Raw genomic sequence first — 14,102 nt, forward strand, 5'->3', positions numbered from 1 at the left:
CGGCGTCGCGGGCAGTCGCTCCCGACCGGCCGAAGGCAGCCTCAGGTCATCGACCTGCGGGCGACCGACCCCAGACTCGTCCAGCCACGCGCCTCGGAGTCCGAGCCCGCGGGCCGCAGGGCTGCGCTCGCGCCACCGGCGCCTGACCGCATCCCGTCGACGACCTCGCGGAGGACGTCGACCGCAGGGTGCTCGGGGCGCCACCCCAGGACCGACCGGGCGCGGCCCGTGACCATGAGCGGGGCCTGTGCGGCCATGTCGACCCAGGTCGGGTCCAGCGGACCCAGGTGCGTGTGCCAGGCGGCTGCGGCCGCGAGCCGCGGGAGCCCCCTCGGGAGCCGCACGGGCCGGGCGCCCAGTGCCCTGGCGATCTCACGCCCACCGAGCGTGCCCTCACCCGCGAGGTTGAAGGGCCCCGAGGCGTCCTGCTCGATACTCGCCACGACCGCGCGCGCGACGTCGTCGGAGTGCACCATCTGCAGGGCGAAACCGTCGGCCCTGGGCACCCACGGCAGGTGACGCACCGCCCGGGTGGCAGCCAGCACCGCCGGCAGTCCGTAGCGCGCCATCTGGGCCCCGGCCCGCCGCTGCCCGACGAGGCACGGACGCAGCACGGCCACCCGGTCCAGCGCCGAGCGGGACCGGGCCAGCACGTCCAGACGCCGCTCACCCAGGACCTTGCCACGGGCATAGGGCGAGTCCGCGGCGCCCTCGAGGGGCCAGGTCTCGTCGACCCGCTCGCCACCCGAGCCGGGCGCGTAGGCCGCCACCGACGACAGGTGCACGACCTTGCCGACCCCGGCCTCGAGCGCGGCCGCCACGCAGGGCAGGAGCATCCGCGGGCCACGGTCGTGCAGGAGTCCCGGCCGACGCATCGGCTGCAGCGGCCAGGCGAGGTGGACGTAGGCGTCGGCGCCCCGCAGCGCCCTGGTCAGGGCCTGCTGCCCGTCGGGTGTGCTCAGGTCGGCGCGCACCCACTCGGCCCCGTCCGCCTCGCGTGGCGGTCGGCGGGCCAACGCCACCGGGTGGTGGCCGGAGGCGAGCAGCGCGGGGACGAGCGCCGAGCCGATGTTGCCGCTCGCGCCGGAGATGACGACCCGCGTCACGAGTCGTGCATCCGCTGCAGCGTGGTCACGAGCAGCTGCTGGCGGGGCCGGCCCCACCAGCGGGCGTCCTGCAGGGCGGCGCGGGCTGCGAGGTAGCCGCAGCCGCCGTGGACTCCACCACCCGGGTGGGTCGCCGCGCTGCCGAGGTAGAGCCCGGCGACATGCGTGCGCGGTCCGCCCAGTCCGGTCACCGGCCGCCAGATCGCCTGCTGGAAGAGCTGCTGGGTGCCCCCGCCCACGGCCCCGTGGCCGAGGTTGGCGTCGGCGGCCTGCAGGTCCTGGGGGCTCTGGACCCACCGTCCGACCTCGTGGCCGGACCAGCCGGGGGCCAACGACTCGAGCAGGTCCTCGCAGCCGGCGACCACCTGGTCGACCGCGGCCGGGTCGTCGTGCCGGCCGCGCGGCAGGTGCGTGTACAGCCACAGCGCCTCGGTGCCGGCGGGCGAGCGCGACGGGTCGATCGTGCTCATCTGGCCGACGAGGGCGAAGGGCCTCTCGGGCACGACATCGCTCTCCAGGTCCGCGGACCACCGCACGAGTCCCGGCACGTCGTGGCCCACGTGCACGACACCGGCGCCTCGGGCCGCCGGCGCCGTCCACGGCATGGGGGCATCGAGCCGCAGGTTGAGCTTGAGCGTCGGCAGGTCCCACTCGAAGTGCTGCATCCGCCGCCGCAGCCCCTCGGGCACGGCGGCCGGGTCGAGCAGGCTCTCGTAGAGCGCCTGGGCGCTGGTGTCGGCGACGACGGCGCGACTGGCACGGATCCGTCGCCCATCGGCCAGCTCGACGCCGTGCACGCGACCGCTGGAGACGACGACCCGCGAGACGGCCGTACCGGTCTCGACCCGCGCACCGGCGCTCTCCGCCCGGCGGCGCAGGGCATCGGCGAGCGCCCGGGTGCCGCCTCGGGGCGACGGGAAGCCCACGTCCTGGCACAGCATGGTCATCAGCCACCCGTAGAGCCCGCTCCCGGCGGAGGTCGGAGGGATGTCGGCATGCATCGCGTTGCCCGCGAGCAGCTGCCCGGCCCCGCTGCCGCCGAAGCCCTCGGCCGCGAGCCGGGTCACCGGCAGTACGGCGAGCCGGGCCAGGTCGGGCGCCTCACGCAGCCCCAGGCGGGCGAGGACTCGAGCGGCGTCCTTGACCGGCGGCCAGCGGGTGAGCAGGGCCGCGAGGAGCGGGTCACGGACCCGGTCCCACTGGGCGACCATCCGCAGCCAGGCCTCCCCGTCGCCGGCGTGCTCGCGGTCGAGCCCGGCCGCGGTCGCCTCGGCGTCGATGTCGAGAGGGACTCCCCCTTCGCCCGGGCCTGCGACGTGGGCGAGCGGCCGCACCGCGTTGGCCCACTGCAGGCCGTGCGACTCGAGATCGAGCTCGCGCAGCACCGGCGAGGCCATCGCGAGCGGGTGGCAGGCGCTGAACTCGTCCTCGATCCAGCCGTCGCTGCTGCGGCTGGCGACGGCTCCTCCGACGCGCTCACGCTCCTCGACGACGAGCACGTCCCAGCCGGCATCGGCCAGGTACGCGGCGGTGACGAGGCCGTGGTGCCCGGCACCGACGACGACGGCGTCGACGCTCTCCAAACCCTCAGACCTCCTCGACGTGCGTCTCGCGCTCGGCGAGCAGGCACAACCGCCGCAGTGCCTCACGGTTGCGGATGATCAACCCGGCTTGGCGCACCGGTCGGGGGACCAGGACGGCCAGACCGCCGGAGGCGTCCTCGCGCATCGTGACCATCGTCCCTCCTGGCTGGCTGCTGACCTCGATCTCGACGAGCTGCGTCCCGAAGGGTCGCACGCGCGCCTGGAGGACGATCCGCATCTGCGCGGGGTCGATCTCCACCACCGATGTCCGATCATCCCTCACGATCGGCCACACCCCGACCGAGTGGTGCAGATGGGCCCCTTCGGCAGGCCAGGACTCATCCACGGAGCGCACCCGCGAGGCGCCGACGACCCACGCGGCATAGGTCCAGCCGTCCTCGATCACCGACCACACGCGCTCGGGTGGTGCGGTCGTCGTCCAGCGCACCGGGGCTGCCCCGGACCAGTCGTGCGTCGGGGCCGCGTCGTCGCCCATGGTTGCTCTCCTTTGGTGTCGGGGTCTCGTCCACCCCACCAATACCCGACGGCCCCCGAAGCATCCGCTTCGAGGGCCGCCAGGTGGAGGTGTCGGTCAGCCGCTCTTGCGGCGGAACATCTGCTGGGTCGCGGTGGTCTCGGCCCGGTGCGAGTCCTCGACCTTGCCGTGAGCCCCACCGCGCAAGACATTCGCGCCGCCGTGCTGCTGCTTCTTCTCCAGCGCTTCCCGGAACTTCGCCTTCACGTCCTCAGGAGCGCTCTCGTGGTTGCTCATGGGACCTCCCTTCGTCGGCGGCCGGGACCGCAGCTGCGGGCCCGTCTGTCACACCTTCCAGCACGAAGGGAGAGAAGGCAACGCCTTTTCGCGCCGACGCGCCACGAGCGGCTCAGGAGTGGCTCAGGAGTCGAGCAGCGGGTGCCGCGGGATGATCTCCTCGCGCCCGGGGCCGACACCGATGGCCGAGACCCGGGCACCGATGAGCTCCTCGGCACGCAGGACATAGGCCTGGGCGTTGGCGGGTAGCTCCTCGAAGGTGCGGCAGGCGGTGATGTCCTCCCACCAGCCGTCGAGGTACTCGTAGATCGGCTTGGCGTGGTGCACGTCGGACTGGTTGACCGGCATCTCGTCGACCCGCTCGCCGTCGATCTCGTAGGCGACGCAGATCGGCACCCGCTCGAGCCCGGTGAGCACGTCGAGCTTGGTGATGACGAAGTCGGTCACGCCGTTGATCCGCGTCGCGTAGCGGCCCACCACCGCGTCGAGCCACCCGGTGCGGCGCGGCCGACCCGTCGTGGTGCCGTACTCGTGGCCGGTCTTGCGCAGGAACTCGCCGTCGTCGTCGAAGAGCTCGGTGGGGAAGGGGCCCTCGCCGACGCGCGTCGAGTAGGCCTTGAGGATCGCGATGACGCGGCTGACCCGGGTCGGCGGGATGCCCGAGCCGGTGCACGCGCCACCGGCCGTCGCGGAGGACGAGGTGACGAAGGGGTAGGTGCCGTGGTCGACGTCCAGCAGGGTCGCCTGACCGGCCTCGAGGAGGACGTTCTTGCCCTCGTCGAGCGCCTTCTCCAGCACCAGGCTGGTGTCGGCGACCATGGGGCGCAGGCGGTCGGCGTAGGACAGCAGCTCCTCGACGACGGCGTCGACGTCGGAGGCGCGGGTGTTGTAGATCTTCGCCATGACCTGGTTCTTGAAGGCGAGAGCGGCCTCGACCTTCTGCCGCAGGATGCCCTCGTCGAAGATGTCCTGCACGCGGATCCCGATGCGGTTCATCTTGTCGGCGTAGGTCGGGCCGATGCCGCGCCCGGTCGTCCCGATCTTGCGCTTGCCGAGGAAGCGCTCGGTCACCTTGTCGAGCGTGCGGTTGTACGGCGGGATGAGGTGCGCGTTGGCGCTGACGAGCAGCTTCGAGGTGTCGACCCCGCGCGCGTCGAGCCCGTCGAGCTCGTGGAAGAGCACCTCGAGGTCGATGACCACGCCGTTGCCGATGATCGGGGTCACGGTGGGGGTCAGGATGCCCGAGGGCAGCAGGTGCAGCGCGTACTTCTCACCCTCGATGACGACGGTGTGGCCTGCGTTGTTGCCACCGTTGAACTTCACGACGTAGTCGACGTCGTTACCCATCAGATCGGTGGCCTTGCCCTTGCCCTCGTCGCCCCACTGGGCTCCGATCAGCACGATCGCCGGCATCGGTCCTCCTCGCCCGCTCTGGAGCGGGTCTCGACAGCACATCAGCCGCGGGACTCCCGCGGCTGCTCACCCGGTCCACTCTACCGAGGCGACTTCGCGAGCCTCCCGTCGCGCTCCAGAGCGACCCCGAGCTGGAAGCGCGTGGCCACCCCGTACTGGTCCATCAGGGCCGCGACCCGGCGCCGCACGGTGCGCAGCCCGACGTGCAGGGTGCGGGCGATCATCTCGTCCTTGGCCCCGAGGGCCAGCATCCGGATGAGCGCCTCGTCGGCGCCCGCCTCGGGGACCTCGATCTCAGGCGCGACCGACCACATCAGCTCGAACCACGCCGAGAAGCACTGCACGAGAGCGGGGTTGCGGATGAAGACATAGGGCGACCGGGTCCGACCCCACTCCGACAGGGTGATGACCGCCTCGTCACCGAGGACGATGAACTCGGTGCCCACGAGGTCCGAGACCCGCTGCTCCTGCCCGGTCCCCCGCTTGGCCGCCAGCTCGCTGCGCGCGAGCTCGGTGCCCAGTGCCGACGGGTGCAGCAGGGTCCGCTGGACCTGCCCCTCGACGGCACGCGAGCGCTCGTGGCGACCGTTGATCTCCTCGCGACCGGCACCGGTCTCGAGGTCGAGGATGACGTTGTGCGTGCGCTCCACCTGGCCGGCGATCCGGTCGATCATCGGCGCCGCCATCTCCTGGGTGAGCACCTGCACACCGGGGTCGTCGCCGAGGTCGATGTTGTGCATCCGCGCCCGCAGGGTCATCAGTGCGTCACCGATGTCGACGAGCTTTTCGCGGCCCTGCTCGATCCGGATGGTGTCCTCGGCGAGATAACGCTCGAGGCGGAGCAGCGGCTCGTCGTGCGGCGGCGATGGGGACATGATTGGCATGTTATTGCCACTGGCCGTCTAGTGCCACCTTTGTTGCTCGTCGTGCGGCAGAATGAGCCTGCGCGCGGGCGCCGCCGATGGATCAGGGGACTCAGAGCGGCGCCCCGCGCCTCGCACTTCCGGACACGGGACACCGGACCGACGACAAAGGGCGTCACGACCACTGGTCGTGACGCCCTTCGTGCATGTCGTGGTCAGCCGAGCAGGGCCCGGGCCGCCTCCAGCGACGAGTCGGTGAGGAAGGTGCGGCAGCGCAGCTCCTCGTCGGCCTCGCCGATCTCACCGGCCGCCTGCGACAGCGCCGCGAGCGAGCGGAGGAAGCCGCGGTTGGGCAGGTGCGACCACGGGACCGGCCCCTGGCCCTTCCACCCGGAGCGGCGCAGCGCGTCGAGCCCGCGGTGGTAGCCGGTGCGGGCATAGGCGTAGGCCTCGATCGAGCGGCCGCCGTCGAGGGCGGCCTCGGCGAGCACCGCCCACGGCAAAGAGGACGAAGGGAGGTCCGCCGCCACGGAGGTGGCGTCCTCACCGGCGTCGATGCGTGCGGCGGCGGGGTCCTCGGGCAGGAGCGTCTCAGGGATGCCGAGCAGGTTGTCCATCAGGCCTTCACCGACGTCCCGGCAGAGCGCAGGTTTTCGCAGGCCTCGACGATGCGGGCGGCCATGGCGGCCTCCGCCTCCTTGCCCCAGGCGCGCGGGTCGTACTGCTTCTTGTTGCCGACCTCGCCGTCGATCTTGAGCACTCCGGTGTAGTTCTCGAGCATCCAGCCGGCGACCGGACGGGTGAAGGCGTACTGGGTGTCGGTGTCGACATTCATCTTCACGACGCCGAAGTCGACGGCGTCGCTGATCTCCTGCGCGGTCGAGCCGGAGCCGCCGTGGAAGACGAGGTCGAGCGGCCGCTCGCCGTGGTCGCTGCCGTACTTCGCGACGATCGCGTCCTGGCACTGCTTCAGGATCTCGGGCCGCAGCTTGACGTTGCCCGGCTTGTAGACACCGTGGACGTTGCCGAAGGTCAGGGCGGTCATGTACCGGCCCTTGTCCCCCAGGCCGAGTGCCTCGACGGTCGCGAGGGCGTCCTCGGGGGTCGTGTAGAGCTGGTCGTTGATCTCGTTGGCGACACCGTCCTCCTCGCCACCGACGACACCGATCTCGACCTCGAGGATGATGTCGGCCGCCGCGGAGAGCTCGAGGAGCTCCTGCGCGATCTGGAGGTTCTCGGCGAGCGGCACGGCCGAGCCGTCCCACATGTGCGACTGGAAGATCGGCAGGCCGGTGGCGTCCTTGCGCTCCTTGCTCGCCGCGAGCAGCGGGCGGACGAAGCCGTCGAGCTTGTCCTTGGGGCAGTGGTCGGTGTGCAGGGCGATGTTGACGTCGAAGTTCTTGGCGACCTCCTGCGCATAGGCAGCGAGCGCGAGCGACCCGGTGACCATGTCCTTGACCGTCGGGCCGGACAGGTACTCACCGCCGCCGGTGGAGACCTGCACGATGCCGTCACTGCCGGCCTCGGCGAAACCGCGGATCGCAGCGTTGAGCGTCTGGCTGGAGGTCACGTTGATCGCGGGGTAGGCGAAGGAGCCCGCCTTGGCGCGGTCGAGCATGTCTCGATAGACATCTGGGGTGGCGATGGGCATGGCGGAGAGCCTCCTGGCGCGTGATCGGTTGGTCTTTTGCCACGATCCTCGCAGATCGACCTGCGGCCGGGTCGCGGTCGCGCATGTTACGTGCGGGTACGACGTGCACTTGTCGAGCCGCGCTTCACGGGAACCCCGGACTTCTGAGGTTCTGTGCGAGATCTACGTCAGTAGTGGGTGTCGTACCCGCGGGTAGCTTCTGCCTTCACGGGGTGCGGGTCGCTGGGACGGTCGTCGCGACCCGCTCCAGGCCCAGGCGGGTGAGGATCGGCAGCGAGTCCGGTGAGCAGTCCACCCGGACGAAGGGGAAGCCGCGCTCGCTGGCCCGCTGCGCCCGCTGCGCCACGAGGGCCCGGTAGATCCCGCGTCGGCGGGCGGCGGGGTGCGTGGTCCCGCCCCAGAGCGAGCAGAAGTCGGTGCCCGGGCTGTAGCGCACCCAGGCGCCGCACACGACCTGCCCGACCTCGACCCGGTGACCCACGGCCTGCCCCGACCCGACCACCGGCCCGACCTGCATCGGCTCGGCCGCCTCCGCGACGAAGACGTCGAGCGTCCCGGGCGTGCGCCGCAGCTCCTCGCGCAGCTGCTGGGTGTGGCCGTCGCGCCGCCCCCAGACGATCTCGTGGAGGTCGGCGATCCCGGCGAAGGCGCCGTCGTCCGCCACGTCGACGAGGCGCAGGCGCACCCCCTTCGCCGTCACGGGGTGGAGGAGGTCCGTGACCTCGCCCAGGACCAGCGCCTCGTCGTCCTCGACGGTGAAGCCGTGGGCCCGCAACCGCTCGAGCAGGTCGGCCGGCTCGTCGTAGTCATAGGTCTTCCACTCGAGCTCCTGCCCGCGCCCGGCGAAGAAGTCGACCTGCCGCGCGATCCAGTGGTCCGGGTCCTCCCCCAGACCAGCCGGGCACTCGACCATCGCGAACCCGGCCGGGTCCTGCGACCACGTGCGCCGCACCGGCCCGTCGGTGTCCTGCACCATCCCCGGCCGAGGCTCGTCCTCGCGCCCGGCCAGTCGGATCTGGGCGTGGAAGTCCTCCAGGAGCGTCACGCCCGCGACCCCTGCCACGCGATGATGCGATCGAGCGCCTCATTGATCGCATCGGGCCCCGCGGCGAGGGACAACCGCACGCACCGCGAGCCGACCACGGGGTCGAAGTCGCCCCCCGGCGTCACGGCCACCCCGGTCGCCTCGAGCAGCGCCGCCGCGTACTCCCGCGCGTCGGCGAAGCCCGCCAGCCGGTCCCCCAGCTCCGCCCAGTAGTAGAAGGCGCCGTCGGCGGGAGCCGCTGCGCCCCAACCGAGCTCGGCCGCCCGCTCGAGCAGCACCTCGCGCGCCCGGGCGAAGTCCTGCCGCGCGGCCTCGCCCTGCTCGTAGGACTCCTCGGTGAAGGCGGCCACGGCAGCCTCCTGCGCGCCGGCCGGCGGGCAGAGCGCGATGTTGCCCGCGAGAGCGTCGACCGCCGCGCGCAGGTCCTGCGGGACGAGCAGCCAGCCCAGCCGCCAGCCGGTCATCCCCCAGTACTTGCTGAAGGAGGAGACGACGATCGCGTGCTCGTCGACCTCGCGGGCACTCACCCCCTTCGCGTCGGGTCCGTCGGCGTAGGTGACGCCGTGGTAGATCTCGTCGCTCACCAGCCGCACGCCGTGGGCGCTGCACCAGGCGGCGATCGCGGTGAGCTCACCGCGGTCGACCATCGTGCCGGTCGGGTTGGCGGGCGAGGCGAGGACGAGCCCGGCGAGCGGTGCCTGCGCGTGCGCGGCCTCGAGCTGGGCGACGGTCGGCTGGTAGCGCTCGACCGGGCCGGTCGCGATGTCGACGACCTCGCACCCGAGGCCGGCGAGGATGTTGCGGTAGGCCGGGTAGCCGGGGCGGGCGAGCGCGACGCGGTCGCCGTGGTCGAAGGCCGCGAGGAAGGCGAGGACGAAGCCCCCAGAGCTGCCCGTCGTCACCGCCACCTCGGTCGGGTCGACGTCGAGGCCGTACCAGCGGCCGTAGTGACCCGCGATCGCCGCGCGAAGGGGGGCGGTCCCGAGCGCCGGGGTGTACCCGAGGGGCCGGGCCTCGGTGTGGATGCGGGCGGCGGCCGCGTGGACGGCGCTCGGCGCACCCTGGCTGGGCTCCCCCGCACACAGCGAGATGACCTCCCTTCCCTCGGCGCGCATGCGGGCGACGGTGGCGAGGACGTCCATGACCTCGAAGGGGGCGACGGCCGACCGGGCGGACGGGGCGAAGGGAGATGACGTCATGACCACATCCTCACACCGGCCCTCGGGGCGGCGGCATGTGACCGGGCCCACGCTGCGGCGGTACAGTCGGCCGGCCACACCCGCAGCCAGACCCCGAGAGCAAGGACAGCCATGTCGGAGACGACCTATCAACTCATCGCGATCGGGGTGTACTTCGCGCTGATGATCGCCATCGGGTTCTACGCCTACACGCGCACCCGCAACATCGACGGGTACATGCTCGCCGAGCGCGGGCTGCACCCGGCTGTCGCGGCCCTGTCCGCCAACGCCGCCGACATGTCCGGCTGGCTGCTCATGGGCCTGCCCGGCGCGATCTACGCCTCCGGCCTCATCGAGTCGTGGATCGCCATCGGCCTGACCATCGGCGCCTGGCTCAACTGGAAGTTCGTGGCCCCCCGGCTGCGTGCCTACACCGAGATCGCCGGTGACTCGATCACCATCCCGAGCTTCTTCGGCCGTCGCCTGCGCGACCGGACCAACCTGCTGCGCATCGTCGCGGCGCTGATCATCCTCGTCTTCTTCACCTTCTACGTCTCCTCCGGGATGGTGGCCGCGGGCAAGTTCTTCGAGAGCTCCTTCGGCTGGACCTATCTGCACGGCGTGCTGCTCGTCGCGGCGATCACGCTGCTCTACACGCTCTTCGGTGGCTTCCTGGGCGCGACGCTCACCGACGTCGCCCAGGGCCTGCTGATGTTTGCCGCGCTCGTCGCGGTGCCGATCGTGGCCGTCTTCAAGATGGGCTCGGTCGGCGACATCGTGGACGGCGTCCAGACGGTCAACCCCGATGCCTTCAACCTCTTCGCCGGCAACGACGGTGCCGTGCTGCTGGCGGTCAGCATCTTCTCGACGGCCGCGTGGGGCCTGGGCTACTTCGGCCAGCCGCACATCATCGTGCGCTTCATGGCCCTGCGCTCCCCCGCCGACGCCCACTACGGCCGGATCGTCAGCACCACCTGGATGATCATCACCGCCCTGGGTGCCATCACGACCGCCCTCATCGGTGTCGCCTACTTCAACGGCCCGGACCCGGCCAAGGCGCTCGACGACCCGGAGACCGTCTTCCTCCTGCTCAGCCAGGTCTTCTTCCACCCGCTCGTCGCCGGGTTCGTCCTCGCGGCAGTGCTCGCCGCGATCATGTCGACGATGTCCAGCCAGCTCGTCGTGTGCTCCTCGGCGCTCGTCGAGGACCTCGTCAACCTCACCGGACGCAAGGCCTCCGACAAGGCCCTGCTCATGTACGGCCGGATCGGCGTGCTCGTCGTCGCCGTCGTCGGGCTGCTGCTCGCGCTCGACCCCAGCTCGGCGATCCTCGAGCTCGTCGCCTTCGCGTGGGCGGGCTTCGGCGCCGCCTTCGGCCCGATCGTCCTGCTGTCGCTGTACTGGCGCCGGCTCACGGCGGCCGGTGCCCTGGCCGGCATGATCACCGGGGCGGTCACCGTCTTCGTCTGGGGCAACATCGACGCCCTGAGCGACAGGATGTACGAGATCGTCCCCGGCTTCGTCCTCAACCTGCTCGTGGCCGTGGTCGTCTCCAAGCTCATGCCGTCCACCAACCCCGAGGTCGACGCCGAGTTCGACCTCATGGAGCGCGAGCTGAGCGCCTCGCGTGGCGACATCGACCTGACGCGGGACTGAGTACTCCGACCACCACGGGATGAGTAGTGGCCCGGGCACACGCTGAGTAGTCCGGCGCATCCCCCTTCGCCGCGGGGCAGGAAGTGTCGTGGTCATGGACGCGACCACGATCTCCCGCCTCGCGGCGGCCACGCCCGACACCCGCAACCGGGTCGTCGACTTCTACCGCGCGATCGCCATCGGCGTCGTCGTGCTCGGCCACTGGCTGATGGCGGCGGTGGTCGTGCGCGACGGCGACGTGTCGCTCGCCAACACCCTCGACTTGGTCAAGCCGATGCAGGGCATGACCTGGGTCCTGCAGGTCATGCCGTTGTTCTTCCTCGTCGGCGGGTACGCCAACGCCACCTCGTGGCGCTCCGCGAGGGCGAAGGGGGATGGCTGGGCCATCTGGCAGCGCGCCCGGCTGCGTCGCCTCATGACGCCGGTGCTGCCGTTGCTGCTCGCCTGGCTGTGCATCTGCTCCGTCGGGCTCGCGGCCGGGGCGTCGCCCGACCTGCTGCGCACGGCGAGCCAGGCCGCTCTCGTGCCGACCTGGTTCCTCGCTGCCTACGTCCTCGTCGTGGCCGTCGCCCCGCTGACGCTCGCGCTGTGGGAGCGCTTCGGCTGGTGGAGCTTCTTCGTCGGTGTGGCGATCGCCGGGACCGTCGACCTGGTCTCGATCTCGACCGACTCGATCCTCGTGGGCTTCCTCAACTACCTCTTCGTCTGGGCGAGCGTCCACCAGCTCGGCTATGCGTGGCGTGACGGGGCCCTCGACGGCGCTGTCCGCCGAATCGCCTTGTCGGCCAACGGTCTTGCTGCCGTCTCGGCCCTGGTGTACTTCGGCCCCTACCCGGTGAGCATGGTCGGCACCGGTCAGCCGATCGAGAACTCCTACCCGGCCCGCGTGACCCTGCTCTTCCTCGGGATGTTCCAGATCGGGATCGCGCTGCTGGCCGAGCGTCCACTCCAGACGATGCTGCAGCGTCCCGCTGCGTGGAAGGCGACGATCGCCGTCAACGCCCGGATCATGACGCTCTACCTGTGGCACATGACCGCGATGCTCGGTCTCGTCGGGCTCTCCCTGGCCTTCGGCGGCCGCGGTCTGCACCTCGAGCCCGCGAGCGGTCAGTGGTGGGCGACCCGTCCGGTGTGGTTCGCGATCTGTGCCATCACAACGGTCGCGCTCATCGCGGTCTTCGGTCGACTCGAGGACCCGAGCGTCGACCTGCGGCCCGCCCCGAGCGTGTGGCGCCCGGTCCTCGCGACGATCTCGGTCTGCGGTGGCCTGGCCGTCATGGCCAAGTCCGGCATCGTCTCCGCCGACGGGGTCCACTGGATCTGGCCGGTGCTGCCGGTCGCGGCCATGCTGCTGCTGCGGGTCGTGCCGGTGCGGGCGCTGCACCCGCGGGTCTGAGCCGGGCTCTGTGCTCGTGCTTCAGCTCACGGGGTCTGGCCGAAATGGTGCCGCCGCACCCACGCGTGCATCGCGATGGCGGCTGCGGCGCCGGCATTCATCGACCGGGTCGAGCCGAACTGGCTGATCTCCAGCACGTCGTCGCAGGCCGCGAGCATCTCCGGCGAGATCCCAGGTCCCTCCTGGCCGAAGACGAGCACGCACCCGCGCGGCAGGTCGTAGGTCTCGATCGGGACCGAGCCGGGGACGTTGTCGATACCGATGAGGCGAAGGGGGGTCCCCCCTTCGCCCGCCGTGCTCGCCCACTCCACGAGGTCGGCGACGTCCGGGTGGTGGTGCTCCACCTGGTAGCGGTCGGTGACCATCGCGCCGCGTCGGTTCCAGCGCCGCTTGCCGACGATGTGGAAGGCGGCCGCGCCCATCGCATTGGCGGTGCGCACCACCGAGCCGATGTTGAAGTCGTGCTCCCAGTTCTCGATCGCGACGTGGAAGTCGTGGCGGCGCGTGGCCAGGTCGGCGGTGATCGCCTCGTGGGACCAGTAGCGATACCGGTCCTCGACATTGCGCCGGTCTCCGTCACGGAGCAGCTCGGGGTCGAGCCGGGCGTCATCGGGCCAGTCACCGTCCCACGGGCCGACGCCGTGGCTCACAGGGTGCGTCGAGACTTCGCCATTAGCCTTGGCATGATCATCCGGGGTTCGCACGGACCCCAAGGTAGACGCCACCGCCTCGGAAGGGCTGCATGCAGACCATCGTCGACTGGGTCCTCGCCCTCATGGAGAGCATCGGGGGGCCCGGCATCGCGCTCGGCATCTTCCTCGAAAATGTCTTCCCGCCGATCCCTAGCGAGGTGATCCTGCCGCTGGCCGGCTTCACCGCCGCCCAGGGCCGCTACTCGATGGTCGAGGCGATCCTGTGGGCCACCCTCGGGTCCGTGACCGGTGCTCTGCTGCTCTACGGGATCGGTGCGGCGCTCGGCATGGACCGGCTCAAGGCCATCGCGCACAAGATGCCGCTCGTCGACGTCTCCGACATCGACAAGACGGACGTCTGGTTCACCAAGCACGGTCCGAAGGCGGTCTTCTTCGGCCGCTTCGTCCCCGGGATCCGCAGCCTGATCTCGATCCCGGCCGGGATCGACCGGATGCCGGTGGCGCAGTTCCTCGGCTACACGACCGCGGGCTCGCTCATCTGGAACAGCCTCTTCGTCTGGCTCGGCTTCCAGCTCGGCGACCGCTACGAGCTCGTCGAGAAGTACATGGACCCGATCAGCAAGGTCGTCTACCTGCTGATCATCCTGGCCGTGCTCGGCGTCCTCGCGTGGATGGTCCTGCGCGCCCGACGTCGCAGCCACGACCCCGACGACCAGATCGACGTCGACACCCTGGGCTGACCCTCCACAAAAGGGCTCGTGCGCTGTCGGTGACCGCACCTAGTGT

At 71.2% G+C, this 14,102-nt stretch carries 14 protein-coding genes; 3 read left to right on the top strand and 11 right to left on the bottom strand.

The genetic code is table 11. From position 1 onward, the window contains the following. Positions 1–41: 41 nt before the first annotated feature. From EXU32_RS14225 to EXU32_RS14270, 10 genes are all read right to left on the bottom strand, one after another. A complete protein-coding gene (locus EXU32_RS14225) occupies positions 42–1,106 on the bottom strand; it encodes an NAD-dependent epimerase/dehydratase family protein (protein ID WP_165399691.1) in 1,065 nt (354 codons plus the stop codon). Then, a complete protein-coding gene (locus tag EXU32_RS14230; RefSeq protein ID WP_130630492.1) occupies positions 1,103–2,689 on the bottom strand; it encodes a phytoene desaturase family protein in 1,587 nt (528 codons plus the stop codon). The genes EXU32_RS14225 and EXU32_RS14230 overlap by 4 nt, the downstream gene beginning before the upstream one ends. A gap of 4 nt (positions 2,690–2,693) precedes the next feature. Beyond that, entirely contained in the window at positions 2,694–3,185 is a 492-nt protein-coding gene (locus EXU32_RS14235) for an SRPBCC family protein (protein WP_130630493.1), read from the bottom strand. A gap of 96 nt (positions 3,186–3,281) precedes the next feature. Beyond that, entirely contained in the window at positions 3,282–3,461 is a 180-nt protein-coding gene (locus tag EXU32_RS14240) for a DUF5302 domain-containing protein (RefSeq protein WP_130630494.1), read from the bottom strand. Between the two features lie 123 nt (positions 3,462–3,584). After that, a complete protein-coding gene (locus tag EXU32_RS14245; RefSeq protein WP_130630495.1) occupies positions 3,585–4,874 on the bottom strand; it encodes an adenylosuccinate synthase in 1,290 nt (429 codons plus the stop codon). 80 nt (positions 4,875–4,954) lie between these two features. Then, positions 4,955–5,749 (bottom strand): hypothetical protein, encoded by a 795-nt coding sequence (locus EXU32_RS14250; protein WP_130630496.1) that lies wholly within the window; start codon positions 5,747–5,749, stop codon positions 4,955–4,957. A 203-nt stretch (positions 5,750–5,952) separates the two neighbouring features. After that, entirely contained in the window at positions 5,953–6,354 is a 402-nt protein-coding gene (locus EXU32_RS14255) for a DUF3151 domain-containing protein (RefSeq protein ID WP_165399692.1), read from the bottom strand. Then, entirely contained in the window at positions 6,354–7,388 is a 1,035-nt protein-coding gene (gene fbaA, locus EXU32_RS14260; protein WP_130630497.1) for a class II fructose-bisphosphate aldolase, read from the bottom strand. The genes EXU32_RS14255 and fbaA overlap by 1 nt, the downstream gene beginning before the upstream one ends. 205 nt (positions 7,389–7,593) lie before the next feature. Further along, a complete protein-coding gene (locus tag EXU32_RS14265) occupies positions 7,594–8,433 on the bottom strand; it encodes a GNAT family N-acetyltransferase (protein WP_130630498.1) in 840 nt (279 codons plus the stop codon). Next, a complete protein-coding gene (locus EXU32_RS14270; RefSeq protein ID WP_130630499.1) occupies positions 8,430–9,632 on the bottom strand; it encodes a pyridoxal phosphate-dependent aminotransferase in 1,203 nt (400 codons plus the stop codon). Before EXU32_RS14270 ends, EXU32_RS14265 begins: the two co-directional genes overlap by 4 nt. A 111-nt stretch (positions 9,633–9,743) precedes the next feature. Here EXU32_RS14270 and putP point away from each other — a divergent pair, with 111 nt between their 5' ends. Beyond that, positions 9,744–11,267, top strand: coding sequence for a sodium/proline symporter PutP (gene putP, locus EXU32_RS14275; protein WP_130630500.1), 1,524 nt, complete (start codon positions 9,744–9,746; stop codon positions 11,265–11,267). Between the two features lie 94 nt (positions 11,268–11,361). Next, positions 11,362–12,663, top strand: coding sequence for an acyltransferase family protein (locus EXU32_RS14280; protein WP_130630501.1), 1,302 nt, complete (start codon positions 11,362–11,364; stop codon positions 12,661–12,663). 26 nt (positions 12,664–12,689) lie between these two features. On the opposite strand, the gene EXU32_RS14285 is transcribed toward EXU32_RS14280, so the two are convergent. After that, positions 12,690–13,313: a TrmH family RNA methyltransferase gene (locus EXU32_RS14285; RefSeq protein WP_207233809.1), complete on the bottom strand. Its 624-nt coding sequence runs from the start codon at positions 13,311–13,313 to the stop codon at positions 12,690–12,692. Positions 13,314–13,405: 92 nt separating this feature from the next. Here EXU32_RS14285 and EXU32_RS14290 point away from each other — a divergent pair, with 92 nt between their 5' ends. Next, positions 13,406–14,056 (top strand): DedA family protein, encoded by a 651-nt coding sequence (locus tag EXU32_RS14290; RefSeq protein ID WP_130630503.1) that lies wholly within the window; start codon positions 13,406–13,408, stop codon positions 14,054–14,056. Positions 14,057–14,102: the final 46 nt, after the last annotated feature.

It is taken from the genome of Janibacter limosus (assembly GCF_004295485.1).
GTDB classification, from domain to species: Bacteria; Actinomycetota; Actinomycetes; order Actinomycetales; family Dermatophilaceae; genus Janibacter; species Janibacter limosus_A.